Raw genomic sequence first — 17,697 nt, 5'->3', positions numbered from 1 at the left:
TTCAAAGTCGAGAAAAAATAGAGTTTCCTTAATTGCGTACGCCTACTTCTCTAAAGCGGATAATTCATATTGCCGACTTCGTTATAGGACGAAAAATTTCAAAAAAAACCGAAACTGAAGGTTTCTCCGCGTCTTTTCCGGCCTCGAACGCAACTGTTATTTTAGAATAACACTTCTAATCCGAAAGTATAGCATGAACTTTTAAAATACCCTTTCTTCTTTACGAAAGATTCATTTATTAGTTCTTTAGATTTAGCGGTTTGAATGGAAAGATATTTCCGGATAAATGATCATTTTGAATGTTATATTGGATATTGGGCAAAAAATAGCTATTTCGAATAGATCTTATCCTGAATGATTTTTGCCCATTCTTTCGCTTTCGACTGAGAAGACTCGTAACCGAGATCGTATAATCGTAGATATTCATTCCAATCGAAGGTTGAAAAATCTCGAGCAGGAATTTCAACGAAAATATCCGAAGATTCCCTGGTCTTTTTCAGGGAATTTTGGCTGGAAATCAGCATCGAACGCATAAATATCTCTCCAATATGAGGAAAATCCAATCTTTGCTCCTTAGGCAATAAATTGTTCATAATAAGTTTCCAAGGAGAAGGAGCTGCGCCCGGAAAACGTCCTTCCACTAGCGAACCGTAGGCTTGATCTTTTGCAGGTTGAGAACCCGCTCCCAAATCTACCGATATCAATATATCTGCACCTTTTTCCCTTAGTAAAAGTCCAGGAAGATTATCCCATAAACCCCCATCCACATAAAGCGATCCCTCGTCGTAAAACGGAGGAAAAATACCCGGAATAGAAGTGCTCGCTCGTATCGCCTTCCAGAGTTCGCCCTGATCGAATACTTTCGGTTCGGACTTTGTTAAATTACAAGCCACCGCTAAGAAAGGAATCCATAATGTTTCGATCTTTCTATCGCCGAAAAAGTCCTTAATGGCTTTCGAATAACGCGAACCCTTTAAAAGTGAAACGAAAGGAATCGTATAATCCCTTGTTAACTTGGAATCAATCCAAACTTTTTTTATTAAACGAAGTATTTCCGGAAAATCATAACCCATGGCAAATAGACCCGCCATAATCGAACCTGCGCTCGTTCCGCCGATAAGATCTATCGGAATCCCTTGATCGCGAATGCTATGCAAAAAACCTAAATGCGCAAAACCTTTCGCGCCACCGCCAGCTAAAGCAATCCCGACCGCTTTCCCTTCCATACGCCTTGCAACACGATCAAATTCGCCTGCCCTATTTTTCCTTACTATATGCCTTTGGCCGGGAAGTTTTTTGAATAAGTCCTCTAATACATGCCAACGGGAATAACCATCCTCAACATAAAAGACCGTTTCACGTAGAGTCTCATGGAGTCCACCTCCCTGAAGCACTTTCCAGGCATGACACTCTTCCTCTAAAGCGCTTCCAGGCTCGACCAGGATAAGAATCCTATCCGCTTGTCGAAGACAGGCTTCTACCCAAAGTGAATCTTCGTGTTCGACTTCGAAAAAGACCTTATCATATTCCCTTTCTAGTCCGTTAAACCAGGAAAGGATTTCTGAAATTCCGAAATTTTCATCGCGATTTCTTTTCGATCTTTGTTGTTGAACGAATTTTTCGAATTTATCCTTACTCACAGTGAGCGAACTCCCGAAAGGTTTTAAACTTTTGGATAGCTCCTTAGAAAATTCCTTGAGAGGAAACCCTTTGCTGAGCGGAACGAGTGCGATCGTATGGACTTTTCGCCCGACCTTGACTCCTCCTCGATTTTTCTCATTTAGACGTCGCGCAATCGTTTCGGTTATGTGAAATAAACCTTCGGGAGATCGGGATATGAATTTGCGAAAGCCGTCCCGAGATATCCTAATAACTTGTCCGGAGCGGAGAGCATAAACCGAAGCGGATCTAGGCTCTCCCGTAAGCAAAGACATCTCTCCAATAATATCTCCCTTTCCGAATTCTCCTTCGCTGATCCTCTTACCATTTCCGTCTTCCGTCACAAATCGGAAACGCCCGGAAACAATTATATATAAAGAATTTCCCGGATCACCCTGACGAATCAGTCTTTCTCCACCGGGAACATACAACCATTCCAAATAGGATTGCAATTTGGAAACCTTGTTACGATCGAAATGAAATAGTATTTCTATGCTGGAAAGAAAATCCAAAATTTCCTTTTGGTTAGGTCGAACGATCGCTAAGCGAAAGAATCGTCGGCTTTTTATCCGGCTGGCGAGTAGTCCCAACCGATGAGGAAACTTTTTTTCAAGACGATTCCACTCCTGTCTTGATATTGCCGCCAATGTAGAATCGGTTTTTGCACGTACACCTAAAACCCCCTCTTCCCAATGGAAAAAGCTCGGTTCGCCAAGATATGCGCCTGAGCCGATTTCTCTTGTCGAAGAAGCGTCGCGAAAGGAAAATTCCTCACAAACTCCTTCGATAACGAAGTATAGTTTCGATGAATTCTTACTCGGATTTACGACCGTTTTTCCGGCGGAAATTTTCAGAATCTCAAACGCAGAAGCAAAAGCCCGCAATTCCGACTCTGTCCATTCCAGAAATAATTCCGGATTGGCTTGAAGGACGGAGGCGAACCAACGTGGAGGAGTTTTAATTTTCTTTATGGGCACGGATATCTAACACTCGGAATGAGGCATTCACTTGAAATTGCTAATAGCGCCCGAACAACGCATTCCCTCGTGAAATAGAATTAAATTACCTATAGTCAATTTTAAATTAGCGAATGGGGAGATCCGAGCGAATATTAATAAGCTCACAAAATCGATCAGAAGAAAGCAAATTTACCGATTAAAACGGAATCGGATTCGAAAATATTTTTCCCACCCCTTTAGTTATAGGAACCATTTAAGACCTGCATTTCATAAAAACAGGCTGAAATTCGGGAGTCGCGAAGCTATCCGTGTGACCTCGTTTTTTTTATCGTCTCTTAACAAAGAAAGAGGGCTTCCAAGAAATAAATTATTATACGAACTTATTTTCTATTCGGACTGCGTTCCGTTAAGGCGACATTGCAACCCCGACTACAAGCCGAAAAATTGATTCGCCGTTATAGCGATTCAAAACTGAAAAACCAAACTCTTTATCGAATGTTTCGAAGCCGAAAGCGATACATAGGGTTAGGATTCAGGTCGATAAGAAGGATTTAAGACTCTTTAGAAAATCGCCGAATTCAGCCAATGCTTACAATATAACGAAAAGTATCCATAAAAGGTTCAATATTAAATTAATATTCAAGTATCATTAATTCATAAAAATTTATGCTTTTAATCAAATGAAATTTATTGAATTATGCATTTTTCATGTTTTATTTTCAATAATCTAGTAGTTCTTTATACTATAATAACTCATTTTTAAAGCATTTCTAATAAGGAATTTGGAATTTATCTACATGAGCTCAACCGCAGAACTCCTCAAAATCGTGACCGTCGGTCTTGATTTACCTTATTTAAACCTTTTTTCGAAAGACAGCTTCAAAAAAGGTGATAGACCTTATTATGATCCGGAAGCGGAGCATTTATTGATATTGGCTAGTGACTTTTCGAATCTCGAAGGATTGAAGTCGGGAAAAATTCCTTATATCGCAAATACCGAGGGTATGGACCGGAAAGTTAAGGAAAACATTTTAAATTTAGTGAAGGACCGCTTAATCGCCGTAATCCCTCGAATCAGTTTCAATACTGATTCGAGGGAACTGGGACATAGTGTTCATATAATCGCTCTCGATCGAACCAGTCGTCTCGATCCGCTTTCGATCAAAACCCTCTTTATAGAGATAATGAGACGATCCGCGTGGTCGATCCGTAACTATGAAATTCTCAGACAAACCGAAAGAGATATCAAGCTTCCGAATCTACTCCAAAGTCTCGCCGAAAATACTCCACCCGCAGAAGGTGTGAAGGCCGAGGACGCTTTGGATACTTGCTTACGGAAGATTCACGAGATGGGCCTTTGCAGTCCGCAGATGCTCAGAGATTCAAAGATCATCATCAGAAATCTAATTTACGAAGACGGATTTTTGGCTCTTACAAAAAATGCAGGTTACGTATACATTCCGGAACAAAACGTCGAGGAAACTTACCAAATAATAGCGGAACTGTATTCAAGCAAAGCTATCAATACGGTCGTTGATCTGAACCCTCAAGTCGCTTTAGATTTGGTATCTTTTCGTGAGGAAGTATTGCAGGAAGAAACTAAAATGAGCTCCGGTAATCTTTCTATCATACACAAGAAAATATACGCCGCAGAATTTCCTAAGTTAGCGGGAATTCTTCCGAAAGATACTCCTATAAATGATTTCTTCCGAGTAGGCTCATTCGTAACAAAAAAATCTCTGTCTTACGAAGAATACGAAAGTGACGCAAACGAAAAGGCGAATATTAACAAAATAAAGTCCTTAATAAAGAGCGGGAAGAAACCGCTGGATAAATTTTTAACCTTTTCTCTAGGCGCCGATATTCCATATGACTCTCCTCTCATCGCGAATGCCGAAGAGGATAACAGTATCCTTAGTTACGTTTACTATGGCGAAGAATTTCCGGAGCTATGTATATGTCGTTCGGACGATGCCAGCATCAGAGAGGTCATTATGGCATTATCGGAACGCTATTCCTTCGAAAATCCGACTAGCTACCGCTTCATCCTATTGATGAATAAATATAAGAAAAAATTACTTTCTATCTTATCCGATTCGGATGTTCAGTCGTCGTTTTGCAGTATTGCATTTTCATGCATCGCGAATCATTTTCCTTGGTACGTGAGATTTTCGTATTATATAGGCTTCAGAGGCGCGATGCTTTCAAGCATATTAAGAGAATTAGGAAATATTCAGCACAAACAATTGAATGAAAGGCTTAAATTTAAAGAGAGATTGAGCGCCATAAAAACCGATTTGAGAAAGGAATTGGTCGAGGAAGTGCGTAATATGATTTATAATAACGAGCAGTATCCCGAAGGAATTTAAACATCGTTTCAATTTTCGTGTCCTCGAATGAAATAGTATTGATTAAATTCAATATCTTTGAACTACCCTAACGCTTTGACTCCTGAAGAAAATTCGAATTGGGTTTTATTCGCAATCGAGCAATTGACTCGGTTATTCTAGATTATCAAAAGGAAAATTGTAACCGCGTTTAGGCATGGTGCTTTTTCTAATACGCCATCTATTATTTAATTATTATATTTCCTGAAACAAAGAAAGAAGGATCTATTTGGGGTCAGCGATTTTCGCATTCGATACGACCCAGGGATTCGATTTCGCCGGATTCTTATCGAAGAGCGACCGGAACGTTTAACATATTAATACTCCTTTCCTAGGATTTAATTTTAAAGTTGAAATAGATCGATCGATTATAGTCGGAATAGCTATTGTCGCAGGACTGTCGATAAAAAATGGATATTGCCTAAAATCCGGTCCGAAGATACCGATTCCATTCCATTGATTATCCTTACTTCGTTTTCGGCTTTTGGAACGACTGGTTTGCTTAGCGTAAACTTTCATATCCGAACCTAAACACCCGAAAACTGCACCATTTTCCCTCGGTACTCGTTTTGTATTTTCCAACAAAAAATATCTCGGCTCATCTTAAAAATGTTGCAAAAAAACTTTATATATCTATATGGTTATATAAAGTATGAGTAATTCAGCAAGTATATCCGACCGGCTCAATGTCACATTTGCCGCTCTCGCCGACCCTACCAGAAGAGCCATTCTTTCCCGATTAGCCTCGGGGGATACGGCAGTGATGGACCTAGCAAAGCCATTCGCAATGAGCCAGCCCGCAATTTCTAAACATTTAAAAGTACTGGAGCAGGCGGGTTTAATTTCAAGAAGCCGAGATGCCCAGAGACGACCTCGTAGGATACAGGCCAAACCGTTAGCGGAAGCCTGTCAATGGTTGGAAAATTACCGTAAGTTTTGGGAAGTTAGTTTTGATCGACTCGATACTTTATTGGAAGAGCTAAACTCTTATCGCACGGAAAAAGAGAACGAATAGGAACCTAAAATATATTCAGGAGAGAAAAAATGATGAATACGGGAAATTTGAAGATAACGGCAAAGGGTGAATTGGAAATCGTGATAACTCGCGAATTCAATGCCTCCGCACCTTTAGTTTTTGACGCGTTTACGAAGCCTGACTTGGTGAAACGTTGGCTCACTGGACCTCCGGGATGGACGCTTGAAATCTGCGAAATCGATCTGAAGGCAGGCGGTAAATATCGATACGTCTGGCAAAACGAAAACGGAACATCGATGGGAATGGGCGGAATTTATCGTGAAGTGAAATCCCCAGTCCAAATCGTTCATACCGAGAAATTCGACGAAGCCTGGTATCCAGGTGAATCGGTAATAACTACCCTTCTAACTGAGAATTCAGGAAGGACAATTGTTACCTCCACGATACTTTATATTTCAACCGAAGCGCGCGACGCGGTGATTCATTCCCCGATGGAAAAAGGTCTCGCTCCAAGTTATGACAGGCTAGATGAAATTTTGGAATCTACCAAAGGACAGGCGGCAACCCGATGACAACTCAATCAGAAAAAACGAATGCACCTTCGGGATTAATTTTGCAAAGCGCCGGGTCAATACTGTTTGGATTCATGACAGTTTTCGTCCTTTCTCTCGGTACAGATCAAATATTACATATTCTCGATGTATATCCGCCTTGGGGCCTACCGATGCACGATCCGGGTTTGAATGCGCTGGCTCTTTCGTATAGAATTGTCTACACGATTCTCGGGAGTTATATCGCCGCCGCATATGCCCCCAACAATCCGATGAAGCACGCGATCATCTTAGGAGGAATCGGACTCTTTTTTAGCTCCCTGGGTGCGATTGTCACTATTACTCAATACGATCTAGGTCCATCTTGGTATCCGATATCGCTTGTAATAACGACTTTGCCCTGTGCCTGGATAGGTGGATTGATAGAACGAAGGATTTACTCATAGAGGATATCAATGCGCATCCTCTTCGGGAAAGTTCCAGTCGACAGTCGCCTAAAAAATCGACCCATCGGCTTTTAGTTTGGAACAATCGCTGCTCGCGAACAGTAGTAGACGCATCCAACACTAACGGCCGATGGTTTGAACATCTTTAATGCATTTGTCAATGTCCGTCCTTTTGTAGTATTTACCGTCTTCGATATTCGAGAATATCTCGGTCAGAAAGGAGTCTAGAATAGCAGTCAGGCAGCATATGCCGATGTAGACTGATTCGATCCATAATAGAGAAAGTCGGAAGTAAACGAAGCATCGTGGATTTTCTTTTTAGCTTCAGAGCCTTTGTAATTTCCGCTTAGCCCAGTCATATCCGGGACGGTGCAATTCGAAAGCGCCAATGACAAACTTAAAATTAGAAATGATATTATCTTTTTCATATCCTTTCCCTTTGATATCGTGCTTAATTCAATTTATAAAAATAATATTAATATACTACGTTTTTTGTCTTTTTGTTAAATAAATTTAATCCACTTTATCTATCTTTACGCTTCAAACGCCAGATATCTCGAAACTGTAGATATTATAATACCTTAACACTCTCGGACTCTCTGCCCCTACTTAAATAGGCACGATCAATAACATTTTAAGGTTTATTAAAATATTATTGATAATGAAATTATCCATGACTGATTATCTGAAATTAAAAATTTTCCGGGCAAAAGGTCAAAACCAGCAGGCTTCAGATTAGGGCCTGAGATTGGATACTAATGCAGATAGGAAAGAATGACGGTTTCATGAGTAATTTTCGCACCCCGTAAGATAGGCCTTAAAAACATAATGATTCGATGTTAATACAGGTTAAGGATACGTCGGAAATGCGATTTAAATCTTCGAGGAGAAGATTATATCTAAATCGAAAATTTAAGACCGGTTCCGATTCTAGCTTAAAAAAAGATTACTTACTTTCTTAGCATACTTGCGAACGTGATTGGAAACACCTCCCTCCTTACCGTAAGAGACTTCCAGAAGCATTTCCGCTTGCAAAGCATAGATTTCATCTTGTCTTTTAACTTCGAATTGATCGCAAATTTCCTTGAAGGCCTTCGGATCCATCGTATTCAATAAATATCGATTAACGGATACTATCGCGGAGGATAACCGAGGGCTGCGAAAATCACACTTGAAATCGGTTAATTCGATATTAAATAATCTGTATTTAGTAATCGGAATCCAGGCAAACCAAAGGAAAGCGATTATTCCTAATACCGCCATTGACGTTAATGAAATTCCGCATAACGGAAGCACTATTACAAAAACGGCGGATACGATTCCGCCCAGCATTACGCCAGTAAATAGATAAATGGAATGCAATCTAACGAAGTAATTTCCTTTAAAAATATTGCGCGCAAGTACGGCGGCACATGCAAAGATTGAAATATAAATATACGCGCAAGCCGGATAGTAAAGGGAACCCGGGTGGAAAACTTTCAGACCTTCCTTCATTTGGTAAGGACCGACTACCCCTTTAAACGCATACCAAGAAAAGAATAAAATTGCCACCGCGTGAAATGTAATTAATAAAGCAGGAGGCCATATCAATGAATACGGTCTCGTATAATTGAAAATGATATAGGTTAACAAAATTGGAATACAATTAATCGGAACCGGAATTATATTCACTAGGAAAGTTTGAACCGGTTTCGGGAAAGGAATTTCACTCAAGGCTAAAAGTGCACACCATATGGCCAATAGGAACGTAAGTAACGAAAAAGCCAAACTTAGTAAATTTCGTTCCGACCATCTGTAAAAGCAAAGCGCCGATAATGACAGTAGGATAAAAGTAAAAATAGCTAATGTTGCCTCCATTTCAACTCGCCGAAACTATACGGGCAAACTCTAACTCATCGAAGCTTAGGAGACGATATGTTTTTAAGCTTCGAAACCGAATCAGGACATTTTCTATCGTTAATTTGCTTGAAATTGCCATATATACTTTTTCATATATGTATAAATTGTTAAATTTTGACAATCTTTTTATATAAACAATTTATATGTCGAAAACTGCCGGGGAACGAATAAAATTTGTGCGATTACGTATTAAGGAAAGAATTCAATCAAAAAGAATTTGCGGAATTCGTCGAAATAACTCAAGCGATGCTAAGTTTGATCGAATCAAATAAACAGCCCCTATCCTATTCAATCGCATTAAAGATCGAAAAAGCGACTGAATATCGAGCCGAATGGCTGATAGACGGTACCAGACCTGCAAAGTTGATTAGTCGCTCTTACGAAATCCGGAATCCGAAAGACCAGGAAGAACTTTTGCGACTAATTTCGAAGACAGATGCCTCTTACTACGTCTTACTCTTACTTTCCAAACTTTCCGACTTCGATCGAGAGGCAGTCTTTACGCTCATTGAGTCATTGGCAAAGAAAGGCGATGGCCACAAATTTAGTTTAAAATAACAAATATATCAAACCGAATTCGAACAAAATAGGGAAGCTATTTTTTCGAACCGATAAAAAGGTCGGTTATTTTCTTAGCATACTTACGAACCTGATCGGAAATGCCTCCCTTCTTACTATATGTGACTTCCAAAAGCATTTCCGCTTGTAAAGCGTAAACTTCCTCTCTCCGAATACTTTCGAATTGATCGCAGATTTCCTTATATTTAACGGGATTTAACTTGTTTAACAGATATCGGTTAATGGACAAAATCGCGGTGGAAATTCTAGGATTTCGAAAATCCTGCTTAAAATCCACAAGTTCTATATTAAAAAGTCTGAAATGAGCGATCGGAATCCAGGTTAACCACAGAAAGACGAGCAATCCGATAACCGATATCGAATTCAAAGATATCCCAAGTAAAGGCAAGACCATGGTAAGAACCGTGGAGATAAATAGTCCGATTGTAATTCCGGCAAACATATAAATCGAATGAAGTCGGACAAAATATTCATCGTCGAAAATATTCCGTATTATTAATACTAGGGCGATAAATATGGAGCCGTACAAATAACCGCAATATAGATAATAGTATAAGCTACCTCTATAAACAACTTCTTCGTTTTCCAGCCTAAAAGGGGTTACTTTGCCTTCCCAAGAAAACCAAATAAAAAAAACTAATAACGGTATATGAGCAAGCATAGCGATCAATGGAGGGGAAGAAAGATCATCGGGGCGGGTGTAATTATAGGTTATATAGGTTACTAGAATCGGAATCGGCAGGGGGAAAAAGGTGATTAAATCTATTATCGGAATTCGAATCCAGCCAGGAAAATGAATATCACAGAGGAATAGTAACAAACCCCAAAATGCAAGGCATAAAGTTAAAAGCGTAAAGGCATAAGATAGAGTATTTTTATTCGAATATTTATAAAAAATAACCGCTGAAGAAAAAAGCAGAATAAAAGTTAATAGAGCCAATGTAGCCTCCGCATAATCGAATTTTCAAATGAGATTTTTCGTGAAAAAGTATCCATAAATTTTTCGTATTCTTGTTTGAAATCTTTCCCACACAGACCGGAGGAGTTTTGCAAAACTCATAAAAATATCTTGCATAGAGTTACATTATCGAGCATTCCAGGCGCAGAATTTTGTGAGACAGGATAAAATATTCTTATTACTAATGGAACGAAGGTCCTTATTATAGCAACCAATCCGTTAATCGCCTTGCCTTCCAGTTGAATTTAGCCTTTTTAAAATATTTCGCATATTTTTTGCAATGCTATTTTGTTTGGTGGGCTTTAAATTCGAATCCAAGCATCTTCCAAATTTGCGATTGCATAAGAAAGCGAATGGAACTCATAGGACGTCAAGAATGACGATCTTGGCTTGAGTAAAGGAATATTACCCCGAAATTGCGGATAACGGCAGACTTCCTCGAATATATTACGAAAGGGATAAAATTGAATTCGATATAGGGAACGGTACTCTGCTAAGTAAAATTTCTCGGCAGAGCTATTCCCGGCCACAGACTTTTCTTCGTTAACCCACGGCATTCGAAACTACCGGAGATATTCGAATCATAATAGACCGCCTCGAAAACGAACGAAAATATTTCCGCGATCTTCGAAGCGCTCATAAGCGCTTGTAAGTTAAACTATGGAGCCGGGCAGAACCGTTCTTCCCCGTTCCGACCAAACCGCTCTCTGGATCCTTACTATTTTAAGAAAATGTAAAACTTTCAATATTTGGAAAGTGAAATCGATCTCGAACCATTTAAAGGCGAAATTGGGAGAATTAGGATGGGCGTGGTGATTGTTTTGGTAGAGCTCTCCCAAAATAATGAAATCGATAGATAGAGTGTTCCGCGAATTGTCAGGGTTTTTAGAGTGGTTACGATACCCGTAAAGGTGGCCGCACCAATTGACGATGGATCCCTGAATTTTCGCCATAAAGAAATGAATCGGCAAAAGAGCATAAAGCCAAGGTGCATCCTTCGGAACGAAATAAATATAGAAAGCCGAATAAAAGGAAACGAATATAAGTCTTACCCAAATCGACTCCGCATATTTATCTAATGTAGGCATTTCCGGATAATGCCCCTTAAATTCCTTTTCTACGTCGGTTTTATAATTTCGAATATCATCGTATCCGTTTGCCGTTTTTAAAAGCATATCAATAAAACTCTTGGAAGTAACCGGCGAATGGGGATCTTTCAAAGTGTCACTGAATGCATGGTGTTTTCTATGCAATATCGCATACGTTCTCGGATTTAAGAACGAAGACCCCTGTACGAGGAATGTTAGAACGTAAAAAAATTTTTGCCAGAAAGGACTTAGTACGAACATTTGATGTGCAGAATATCGATGCTGAAAAAAGGACTGAAGGAAGGTTGAAAGAAACCAATGTCCAATAAAGAAACTTAAGATAATCGGCATACGGAACTCCTTTCCGATTTATATTCCGAGAATAGAAGACTAAACTCACCCTATCTGAGTTCGATTTCCGAAAAGTGTTGCAGAAACAGACGATCATTTCGATCTAAAAAGATTGATTGTAATAAACGAAACCGCTTCGGATCGATAAGACCAATCGACTTAAGAAGAGCATCTACGATTTAGGAAGGCGTTAAAGTCGAGGGATGTTTGTTGAGGTAAAAGAGTTGCTGCCTTTTCATTTCATCTTTCAATGGATAGTATGGATGGATCAATGATATACGAAATCACCGTACCGCAATTTACAAAAATGCTGCAAAATCTAAGTCGAATTCTAGATAAGGCGACCCATTTTGCCGAAACCAAAAAAATCGACGTTGAAGTCCTGTTAAATTCCAGATTAGCCCCGGATCAGTTCAATCTTATTCGACAGATTCAAATTGCATGCGATACTGCAAAACTTGCAACTGCCCGTTTGACAGGGAAACAAGCTCCCGTTCATGAGGACCTAGAAAAAACTCTTCCTGAATTGAAAACTAGAATCGACGAGGTAGTCAAATATTTAGGAACTTTTTCCGCTGGAGAATTTGCCGAAGCAAATGACAGAAGAATTTCACAACCTCGCTGGGAAGGAAAATACTTAACCGGATTGGAATACGCTATTCAGCATGCTATTCCGAATGTGTATTTTCACGTTACAACCGCATACGATATTCTACGACACAACGGAGTCGATGTGGGCAAAAAGGATTATCTAGGGGAAATGCCGTTTAAGAATTAATCCTTAAAAAGGCATTTCCCCTAAGTCGCCATAGACTTTTAATCGAGGGCGATCGGCAAAATTCCCGATCCACATTCGGGACGAGGTCGATGTAACTTAGCCCTTGATCCAAGGCGTAAAAATTACGGGAAATATTACAAAAATATATTATAATATGTTCTTTCAATCCGATTGACAATAATTAGGGATTCGAATCGTTTATTGTGATCGGTAAAACTTGACAATGATTCCTTAAGTGCCATAATTAATATGCGTATTGGGAGGAAGACAATGAAAATCAACGAAGGAATGTTCGATAGATCCGTAAGAACCATCATCGGATTAGGACTAGTAGCATGGGGATTCTGGGCGCATAATTCCTTGGGAATTGTAGCGGTCATTGTTGGTCTAATTCCGCTTTTAACAGGCTTAATCGGATGGTGTCCGCTCTATCAAATCCTGGGCGTCAGTACAAACTCTAGAAAGAAAAGCGCTTAAACTTTTAGCCGCTTGATATTTTTCGAGTTTATACCGGAATTCGAAGTTTCGAATCTATTCACACTCTCTCTGTATTGCATTCCATTAACGCTTGAAAGTTAAAAGAATACGGACGAAATAGAACTCGGAATATGCACGGACCTGCGAATCGGCAGGTCCGTTCTTAACTAAGGTATATTCAAAATATTATATATTCCTTATTGATCTTCGGAGTCTTGCTAAACCCGATCCGGCTTCGAAGAGTATTATTGTTTACTGATTATGAACAGGATTGATAATCGGTAACAATTTCCAACAAGGATCAATAATGACAGAAGCCATATACGGTCCCCTATCCGCGCTGATCGGTAATTGGCAGGGAGATAAAGGATTAGACATTTCTCCACTTCCCGTAGGCCAAGAAGAAAATCCATATTTCGAATCGATTTCATTCGAACCTATCGGTTTAACAACTAACGCAGAATCCCAAATCTTAGCCGGGCTTTACTATAGACAACTTGTCAGTAGAAAATCGGACGGTAAGGTTTTCCACGACCAAACCGGTTATTGGATGTGGGAAGAAAAAACGCGGAACGTTTTTCATACATTCGTGATTCCCCGAGGCATTTGTGTGCTCGCGGGCGGGCAATTTCAAAAATCGGAACAGGAAGCAAGTGCAACCCAAATTCAGGTGTCCGCAAAAGCGGGCGATGCTGATTGGGGAATAGTACAGTCGCCATTCATGAATGCCACCGCGCAAACGATTTCGTACCAAATTACTTTGACCGTCCGAGGTGGATTTCTATCTTATTCACAGTCGACGATACTGAATATCTACGGCAAAACTTTTACACATACGGATGATAACACCTTACGTTTGCAAAAATAATAGGTTTTGAAATCAGTTTATAACCTCGGTCCTATATCATAAAACTTTTCTTGTCCATTTCATACTTTTCTAAAGTACAATATAGAGCCGTTTTTACAATCAAACTTTAGCAACATCATTCAAGGAAAAAAGAATAGTTCCCGGAATTATCTTCCGACCATGTTTAGTCCATATCGCCCTACGTATCCGTATGATCTTTAAAAAGTGCATCAGTTTGATAATCTGATAGGTAAGATCGAATTCGAACCAGCGATAAGCGAAGTTCGGCGAATTAGGATGAGCATGGTGATTGTTTTGATATAATTCACCCAAGATAAAAACGTCAATTGGCAGCGTATTTTTAGAATGGTCGCTTTGTTTCGGATGATTTTTATATCCGTATTTATGGCCGCACCAATTCACAATCGCAGTTTGTATAGGCCCCATAAAATAATGGATCGGAAGAAACACGTACATCCACATCGCGTCGGTCGGTACAAACAATAGATATAGTAAAGTGTAACAACCTCCGAAGAAAATTCGCACAGGCCAAGAGTCCGCGAATTTATCAAGCCGGATTATCTCCGGATAGTTACCTTTGAATTTTCTTTCGACTTCCGCACTCCCTTTCGCAATCCCGTTGAAAGCGATGGCAGTCCTATTTATCATATCGAAAAAACCTTTCGATATGATTGGAGAAACCGGATCTTTTTCGGAATCGCTATAGGCATGATGTATTCTATGAATTATCGCGTATGCTCGCGGATTCAAATATGAGGATCCCTGAACGATAAATGCGAAAAAGTAGAAAAATCTTTCCCAAAACTTACCCATTTCAAACATACGATGCGCGGAATATCTATGCAGAAAGAATGATTGAACAAAAACTGAAAGCATCCAATGACCCGCAAAGAAAATCAAAATGAATATCACAGTTTACCCCTCGATTCAGATTCCGCTCGAAAATCGACAGACTGATCGTTCGATTAAAATTGATTCGACTTAATGTAAATCGAATAAAAGGGGAGGTCAACGGATTTCTATTTATTCTATTCTCGAAATTATAACTATGCCGGTTTTCGGCAATAAAAGATAAAAATAAAGGAACGAAGAAAACTGATCGTAATGCAAACAAAAGGATTTCTAAAATAGATTCTCAAAAAAGTAATGCTACCTTTTAAACATATCAAAGATTCTTTTAAAAGGTAGAAAATAAATGGAGAAAAGATTCTCGAAATCCTCTTGCTTAGCATCCTGTAATCCGAAGGTTATCTCTTCCGTTTCATGCCGCTCAGGAATATATAGGCTCCCTAAGAATAAATCCCAAAAAGCAAACGTAACTCCTATGTTCTTATTTTGAAGTCGAATATCAACGCTATGATGGATCTGGTGTTGGGCGGGACTTAAAAAAATATGACTAAGCCATTTCGGAAAATGAATGGCAATATTCGAGTGTCTTAAATTTGCATAGAGATTAAAAATAAAGATCCCTGCATTTACTCCTAAAAAGGAAACCATAGTAATTTTTTCCGGAAAAGCAAACATCGCGAGTCCGGTAACAGTTCCCGAAAAAAAGGCGCCTAGAGAATTAACCAGAATCGCCTCCACAGGATGAACTCGATAAACCGTTAGAGGGTTTAAAACTTCTGCAGAATGATGAAGTCGGTGAAATTCCCAAAAAAAAGGGTTTTTATGTAGAAGCCAATGAGCAAGAAATCTTCCAAAATCATTCATCAACCAAAATAGAACGGAATACAATAAAATGACCGTAGGAGAGTCGAAGGGAATATCATAAAGAACTACCCCGAATAAACGAACTAAACCGTTATTCACGAAAGCCGAGACGCTCGCACCGGTTAGAACAAAATATCCGTAATAAAAACTGAACAAAACGGTATTAAAAAAATAATATTTATAATCTAATAAAGCCGATTTGTGAAACCAATACTCCCTAGATAAAATCTTACTCAAATAATTTCCGACATGAAAATCTTTAATCCGGATTTTTTGCCAAACTATAAAAACCGCCGTGATGATGACGGAACTTAAAAGATATAACCAATAAATTTTTACCGAAGGGAGAAAGATTATCCGAATCGGGCTAAGTAAGGCTGAGTAGATATTACTGAAATTTAAATCCATAGGATTTCTATTTCAAAAAACCATCCCATCTTTTCCCGGTCAATTGAATTTAGGTAATCAGATGGAAGCTAAATCGGCTCGAATAGTAATTTTAGAACAATTCCAGCAGAAGAAATTGCTGAACTATCTCAATCGAAGATAAATTTTTTAGAGACGTCGATGCATGGAATGTGGAGAAACTCTCGAATTCTACGACAACGCTAAAATTCGAAGCTTATTGATGGGAAAAGTCGGCAGGTACGATCTTTCTTCTTTAGGTACTTCTTTTGAGTAACCTTCTGGTCTTAAGTTTCCATTCCCATAATATAATTTCCGTCTCTATGCCGTTGCACTCCGCTTGCCCCTTTTCCAAAAGGGCCAATACCATACTAGCGATTTCCTGCGAAAATCCTTTTTCGAGCTCGGCTTCGAACTCAACTTCTCTCATTCCCAATATCAATCCGGCAAGACGAAACCCTTCGTTCAAATTTAACAGTTTATTATGCCAGTTCTTCCTTTCTTCCTTATTTTCATCGTTTCGAATCATCAGTTCAAGAAACATACGGATAAAAGCTATTTCTTCTGGGTTAAGGGAAAAATCCAAAAGAAGCTGCTTAACTTTCTCGAGCTCATTCTTTTGTAAGTGAACTTGGGCTAAGAAAACTAGATTAACGGAATGTAAATTTAAATTGTCCTTCTCGCAAAGCTCGGACTCGCGAACCGCCCTGAAATCAATAACGTTCGAGTTTCCTTCAATTTCGTTCTTTACATCTTCCGGGCTTTTATCATGGACAGCCGCCGCCAGCAGAGCGGCCTTGCTTCTGATAATCAGCATATTAAGCGAAGGGAATCGGATTTTTTGGGATATCAAATCTTCCCGAGGAAAATTTTCATCCAAAACCAAATGGTGAATTTCAATCCCTGCCGCCCTAGCTTGAAGTAAGTCTTCGCTTTTCCTATAATGAAGAATAATTACTGGAAGAATATCGCACTCGCTTCCGCTATTTAAAAAAACTGATCGAACTTCGTTTCCGGTATTGACATGCTGAAAGGGAATTATCAATTTTCCGTGATTTACATTAACAAAGCTTAATTCTCCCATCCGAAAGTGGGATAAATCGAATCCGTCCCCCAAAAATGCGATCTTCGGTACGGGTACGATAATGGAATGATTTTTCGAACCTTTCGGGATCTCCGGACCTTTCGGGGTAAAGACCACGTAGTTCATCTTGGCAAGCTTAATCTTGACTAAAAATCCTCGAGGAGTTTTTCTCTCCTCGTAAATCGAATCTAATGACGGAAAAGCGGCCACTGGAACTCCTACAACAATTTCAACGACGTATTATAGTCGGTATTTATCTACTATCCGACGAAATTGTCTTCTTCAACCGTACGATTATTTTATTGTAATATAAAATGGAGTAATCTATTTCGAAACGAAAGAATTGATTTTTTACGCATAAAATTGTAACATTTCCGGAAACATCGGCTTTCTAAATAGAGCTTAAATTCAGATCAGGCTTTAGAAAAAACTTATTACTTGATAAATATCTTTTTTGGGCAGAGGCCCAAAAGTCGTAAATTAACGTTAGTATTTGGTGGAAGAAATTTAGACTAATTT

Annotated in this window: 17 protein-coding genes; 8 read left to right on the top strand and 9 right to left on the bottom strand. The window is 39.2% G+C overall.

Translation table 11 applies throughout. The features are described 5' to 3' along the window. Window positions 1-329: 329 nt before the first annotated feature. Window positions 330-2,636 carry a patatin-like phospholipase family protein gene (locus LEP1GSC050_RS17250; RefSeq protein ID WP_010569004.1) on the bottom strand — a complete coding sequence of 769 codons (2,307 nt, stop codon included), beginning with the start codon at window positions 2,634-2,636 and terminating at the stop codon, window positions 330-332. A 779-nt stretch (window positions 2,637-3,415) separates the two neighbouring features. Between LEP1GSC050_RS17250 and LEP1GSC050_RS17245 the strand changes: the two genes are divergently transcribed. The 4 genes from LEP1GSC050_RS17245 to LEP1GSC050_RS17225 all read left to right on the top strand — a co-directional run bounded on the left by LEP1GSC050_RS17245 (window position 3,416) and on the right by LEP1GSC050_RS17225 (window position 6,978). Continuing rightward, the gene (locus LEP1GSC050_RS17245) at window positions 3,416-4,987 is read left to right on the top strand and encodes a hypothetical protein (RefSeq protein ID WP_010569003.1); all 1,572 of its coding nucleotides are present in this window, start codon (window positions 3,416-3,418) and stop codon (window positions 4,985-4,987) included. 670 nt (window positions 4,988-5,657) lie between these two features. Further along, on the top strand, window positions 5,658-6,020 hold the full coding sequence (locus LEP1GSC050_RS17235) for an ArsR/SmtB family transcription factor (RefSeq protein WP_040911884.1): 363 nt from the start codon (window positions 5,658-5,660) through the stop codon (window positions 6,018-6,020). Between the two features lie 29 nt (window positions 6,021-6,049). Then, window positions 6,050-6,553, top strand: coding sequence for an SRPBCC family protein (locus tag LEP1GSC050_RS17230; protein ID WP_010569000.1), 504 nt, complete (start codon window positions 6,050-6,052; stop codon window positions 6,551-6,553). Beyond that, the gene (locus tag LEP1GSC050_RS17225) at window positions 6,550-6,978 is read left to right on the top strand and encodes a hypothetical protein (protein ID WP_010568999.1); all 429 of its coding nucleotides are present in this window, start codon (window positions 6,550-6,552) and stop codon (window positions 6,976-6,978) included. Before LEP1GSC050_RS17230 ends, LEP1GSC050_RS17225 begins: the two co-directional genes overlap by 4 nt. A gap of 120 nt (window positions 6,979-7,098) precedes the next feature. On the opposite strand, the gene LEP1GSC050_RS21335 is transcribed toward LEP1GSC050_RS17225, so the two are convergent. The 3 genes from LEP1GSC050_RS21335 to LEP1GSC050_RS17215 form a co-directional block, all read right to left on the bottom strand. Next, a complete protein-coding gene (locus LEP1GSC050_RS21335) occupies window positions 7,099-7,173 on the bottom strand; it encodes a hypothetical protein (RefSeq protein WP_408605409.1) in 75 nt (24 codons plus the stop codon). Between the two features lie 41 nt (window positions 7,174-7,214). Further along, entirely contained in the window at window positions 7,215-7,406 is a 192-nt protein-coding gene (locus tag LEP1GSC050_RS17220; protein WP_010568998.1) for a TIGR04452 family lipoprotein, read from the bottom strand. 502 nt (window positions 7,407-7,908) lie between these two features. Then, window positions 7,909-8,835, bottom strand: coding sequence for a histidine kinase N-terminal 7TM domain-containing protein (locus LEP1GSC050_RS17215; RefSeq protein WP_010568997.1), 927 nt, complete (start codon window positions 8,833-8,835; stop codon window positions 7,909-7,911). Window positions 8,836-9,051: 216 nt separating this feature from the next. On the opposite strand from LEP1GSC050_RS17215, the gene LEP1GSC050_RS17210 reads away from it, so the two are divergent. Next, window positions 9,052-9,435, top strand: a complete 384-nt coding sequence (locus tag LEP1GSC050_RS17210) for a helix-turn-helix domain-containing protein (protein WP_010568996.1) — start codon at window positions 9,052-9,054, stop codon at window positions 9,433-9,435. 37 nt (window positions 9,436-9,472) lie between these two features. Here LEP1GSC050_RS17210 and LEP1GSC050_RS17205 read toward each other — a convergent pair whose 3' ends face one another. Further along, window positions 9,473-10,396: a histidine kinase N-terminal 7TM domain-containing protein gene (locus LEP1GSC050_RS17205; RefSeq protein ID WP_020987810.1), complete on the bottom strand. Its 924-nt coding sequence runs from the start codon at window positions 10,394-10,396 to the stop codon at window positions 9,473-9,475. A gap of 671 nt (window positions 10,397-11,067) precedes the next feature. Further along, complete coding sequence (locus LEP1GSC050_RS17195) at window positions 11,068-11,853, bottom strand: acyl-CoA desaturase (protein ID WP_010568992.1); 786 nt, start codon at window positions 11,851-11,853, stop codon at window positions 11,068-11,070. 271 nt (window positions 11,854-12,124) lie between these two features. On the opposite strand from LEP1GSC050_RS17195, the gene LEP1GSC050_RS17190 reads away from it, so the two are divergent. The 3 genes from LEP1GSC050_RS17190 (at window position 12,125) to LEP1GSC050_RS17175 (ending at window position 13,976) form a co-directional block, all read left to right on the top strand. Further along, complete coding sequence (locus LEP1GSC050_RS17190; RefSeq protein ID WP_010568991.1) at window positions 12,125-12,631, top strand: DUF1993 domain-containing protein; 507 nt, start codon at window positions 12,125-12,127, stop codon at window positions 12,629-12,631. Window positions 12,632-12,901: 270 nt separating this feature from the next. Beyond that, window positions 12,902-13,108 carry a YgaP family membrane protein gene (locus LEP1GSC050_RS17180; RefSeq protein ID WP_010568990.1) on the top strand — a complete coding sequence of 69 codons (207 nt, stop codon included), beginning with the start codon at window positions 12,902-12,904 and terminating at the stop codon, window positions 13,106-13,108. A 307-nt stretch (window positions 13,109-13,415) separates the two neighbouring features. Next, a complete protein-coding gene (locus LEP1GSC050_RS17175) occupies window positions 13,416-13,976 on the top strand; it encodes a heme-binding beta-barrel domain-containing protein (protein ID WP_010568989.1) in 561 nt (186 codons plus the stop codon). Window positions 13,977-14,075: 99 nt separating this feature from the next. On the opposite strand, the gene LEP1GSC050_RS17170 is transcribed toward LEP1GSC050_RS17175, so the two are convergent. The 3 genes from LEP1GSC050_RS17170 to LEP1GSC050_RS17160 all read right to left on the bottom strand — a co-directional run bounded on the left by LEP1GSC050_RS17170 (window position 14,076) and on the right by LEP1GSC050_RS17160 (window position 17,388). Continuing rightward, window positions 14,076-14,888: a fatty acid desaturase gene (locus tag LEP1GSC050_RS17170; RefSeq protein WP_010568988.1), complete on the bottom strand. Its 813-nt coding sequence runs from the start codon at window positions 14,886-14,888 to the stop codon at window positions 14,076-14,078. 237 nt (window positions 14,889-15,125) lie between these two features. Next, complete coding sequence (locus LEP1GSC050_RS17165) at window positions 15,126-16,097, bottom strand: sterol desaturase family protein (RefSeq protein WP_010568987.1); 972 nt, start codon at window positions 16,095-16,097, stop codon at window positions 15,126-15,128. 253 nt (window positions 16,098-16,350) lie between these two features. Beyond that, a complete protein-coding gene (locus LEP1GSC050_RS17160; RefSeq protein ID WP_010568986.1) occupies window positions 16,351-17,388 on the bottom strand; it encodes a hypothetical protein in 1,038 nt (345 codons plus the stop codon). Window positions 17,389-17,697: the final 309 nt, after the last annotated feature.

Source organism: Leptospira broomii serovar Hurstbridge str. 5399, assembly GCF_000243715.2.
Lineage (GTDB): Bacteria > Spirochaetota > Leptospiria > Leptospirales > Leptospiraceae > Leptospira_B > Leptospira_B broomii.
This window is presented reverse-complemented; position numbering and strand designations above follow the sequence as displayed.